The sequence below is a fragment of the Variovorax sp. P4_D9 genome (genome assembly GCF_056401695.1).
Genome location: NZ_JBFUIU010001055.1, coordinates 1 through 2,607 on the forward strand (window position 1 = coordinate 1; position 2,607 = coordinate 2,607).

General features: G+C 67.5%; 4 protein-coding genes. 3 read left to right on the top strand and 1 reads right to left on the bottom strand.

The window, feature by feature from the left end; genetic code table 11:
- The coding region (locus AC1DY5_RS50765; RefSeq protein ID WP_478121873.1) for an alcohol dehydrogenase catalytic domain-containing protein at window positions 1-399 on the bottom strand (399 nt) is incomplete at its 3' end.
- A 130-nt stretch (window positions 400-529) separates the two neighbouring features.
- On the opposite strand from AC1DY5_RS50765, the gene surE reads away from it, so the two are divergent.
- The 3 genes from surE to AC1DY5_RS50780 all read left to right on the top strand — a co-directional run.
- Window positions 530-1,303 (top strand): 5'/3'-nucleotidase SurE, encoded by a 774-nt coding sequence (gene surE / locus AC1DY5_RS50770; protein ID WP_478121874.1) that lies wholly within the window; start codon window positions 530-532, stop codon window positions 1,301-1,303.
- A gap of 2 nt (window positions 1,304-1,305) precedes the next feature.
- Window positions 1,306-2,079 carry a protein-L-isoaspartate(D-aspartate) O-methyltransferase gene (locus tag AC1DY5_RS50775; protein WP_478121875.1) on the top strand — a complete coding sequence of 258 codons (774 nt, stop codon included), beginning with the start codon at window positions 1,306-1,308 and terminating at the stop codon, window positions 2,077-2,079.
- Window positions 2,080-2,090: 11 nt separating this feature from the next.
- A partial coding sequence (locus tag AC1DY5_RS50780) for a LysM peptidoglycan-binding domain-containing protein (RefSeq protein WP_478121876.1) occupies window positions 2,091-2,607 on the top strand: 517 nt, incomplete at its 3' end.

Here is a 2,607-nt window from a genome sequence, read left to right on the forward strand (position 1 = left end):
GTCCATCAATGCGTGCCAGGAGGTCGCATAGATCATGATGAATGCCGCCGCGTCGACATGGCCGAAACCGTCGGGCAATGGCATGCACAAAGCCGCCGGCGCCAGCGTGTGGGTGCCGAAGCCGCCAGTGCCCGACAGGCAGGCGACGTTCTGTCCGACTTTCAGGTGGGTGACGCCTTCGCCCACCGCGGCGACGACGCCTGCATATTCCGATCCGGGGACGAAGGGCAGGGGCGGCTTCATCTGGTATTTGTTCTGAACAATCAGCAGGTCCGGGAAATTCAGGCTCGCGGCCTTGATTTCGATCAGCACCTGCCCCGGGCCCGGGGTGGGCGTCGGCAGTTCTTTCCATATCAGCGCCTCGACGCCGATCGGGTTCTCGCAGAGCCATGCGTGCATGCTCGTGTCTCCTGTGAATGAGTCTGGGGGCAACGGAAATATCCGGGTCATGATAGGCGGGCGCCGCAGCCTCCGCATGTCCCTGCCGTGACGCCCACGGCGCCTACAATCGCCGCCACTGACTGACGCCATGAAGATACTTATTTCGAACGACGACGGTTTCCAGGCGCCTGGCCTCGTCGCGCTGCACGATGCGCTGAAGGACATCGCCGAGGTCGAAGTGGTCGCGCCCGAGCACAACAACAGCGCGAAATCGAACGCCCTGACGCTGGCCGCGCCGCTGTATGTGCACAAGGCGCACAACGGCTTCCGCTACGTCACCGGGACACCCGCCGATTGCGTGCACATCGCCCTCAAGGGTCTGCTCGACTACCGGCCCGACCTGGTGGTGTCCGGCATCAACAACGGCGCCAACATGGGCGACGACACGATCTATTCGGGAACCGTCGGTGCTGCCATGGAGGCCTACCTGTTCGGCATTCCAGCCATCGCCTTCTCCCAGATCGAGAAGGGCTGGGCCCATATCGACGCCGCGGCGCAGGTGGCGCGGCGGCTGGTCCAGCAGATCGAGCGCGAGCAGCTGATCGATGGCGATGCCTTCCTGCTCAATGTCAACGTGCCGAACCTTCCCTTCGATGAACTGAAGCCGCTCAAGGTCTGCCGGCTGGGGCGCCGCCACGCCGCCGAGAAGGTCATCACGCAGGACAGCCCGCGCGGCGAGACCATGTACTGGATCGCCGGTGCCGGCGGGGCCAAGGACAGCGGCGAAGGGACCGATTTCCATGCAACCGCGGCCGGCCACGTGGCATTGACGCCGCTGCAGATCGACCTCACCGACCACGCGAAGCTCGGCCATTGGCACGACACCATGGCGCGCGTTGCGCGCAGCGCGGCGGGGGGCTGACTTTGGCAAGCCAACGGCCCGGTTTCCCGGTGCGCCTGACCCCCACGGCTTCCGCCGCGACACGCGGGCGCCTGCCGGCGGTGCCGGTCAAGCCGATCGTTCCCACCACGCCCTCGATGGCGTCGGACGCGGTGCGGGCGCGCATGGTCCAGCGCCTGGCGGCCCAGGGCATCGCCGACGCCCGGGTGCTGCGCGCCATGGGCACGGTCGAGCGTCATCTGTTCGTCGACAGTGCGCTGGTCAACCAGGCGTACGAAGACACCAGCCTGCCGATCGGGCTCGGCCAGACGATCTCGAAGCCGAACGTGGTGGCAAGAATGATCGAGCTGTTGCTCGGCGCTCCGGCGCTCACCAACAAGCCCGGCGAACGCCTCGGGCGGGTGCTCGAGATCGGCACCGGTTGCGGCTACCAGGCGGCGGTGCTGAGCCACGTCGCGGCCGAGGTCTACAGCATTGAGCGTTTGCGCGGGCTGCACGAGAGGGCGCGTGTCAATCTGCGCTCGTTCCGCCTGGCCACGGTTCACCTGATGCTGGGCGATGGCATGGTCGGCTACCCGAAGGGCGCGCCCTACGCGGGCATCATCGCCGCGGCGGGCGGCGAGGCGGTGCCCGAAGCCTGGATCACGCAGCTGGCAGTCGGCGGACGGATTGTCGCGCCGACCCAGTCCGCGACCGGCGGCCAGGCGCTGGTCGTGATCGACAAGACCGCCCGTGGCGTCGAGCGCCGCATTCTTGAGGCGGTCCACTTTGTCCCCCTAAAATCGGGAATTGCTTGAAGGAAAGAACAATGCAGGGTATTGGCAATCGGAGCTGGCTAGCCGGCGTTTCGCTGGTGAGTGTGCTCGTGATTGCGGGGTGTGGCGCACCGCGCGGTCCGGTGCCGGTCGAAGACCGCGGCACCATGACGCAGGCACTGGGCGCGACCACCAACGGCTCCGGCGTCGCCGGTGGGCCTCCAATCACGACCGATTCGTCGGGCAAGCCGCTGCCGGGCATCGAGAACTACGGCAAGCCCGGCTACTATGCCGTGCGGCCCGGTGACACCATCCGCCGCATCGGCATCGAGACCGGCCAGACCTGGCAGAACATCGCCCGCTGGAACAATCTCGACAACCCCGATCTGATCGAAGTCGGTCAGGTCCTGCGGGTGATTCCGCCGACCGGTGCAACGGCCTCGGCCGTCGAAGCGCGGCCGGTCGCGCAGCCGATCGTCGCGCCCGCCACTTCGGCAGCGGCAGCGGGTTCAGCGGCGGCGGGCTCCGCGCTGGCGGGGGCCGCCACACCGGCCCCGGCTGCCAGTGCGG

What these genes read in the sequence shown, in the direction of transcription:
- surE (WP_478121874.1), top strand. Translation starts at nt 530, where the DNA reads ATGAAGATACTTATTTCGAACGACGACGGTTTCCAGGCGCCTGGCCTC.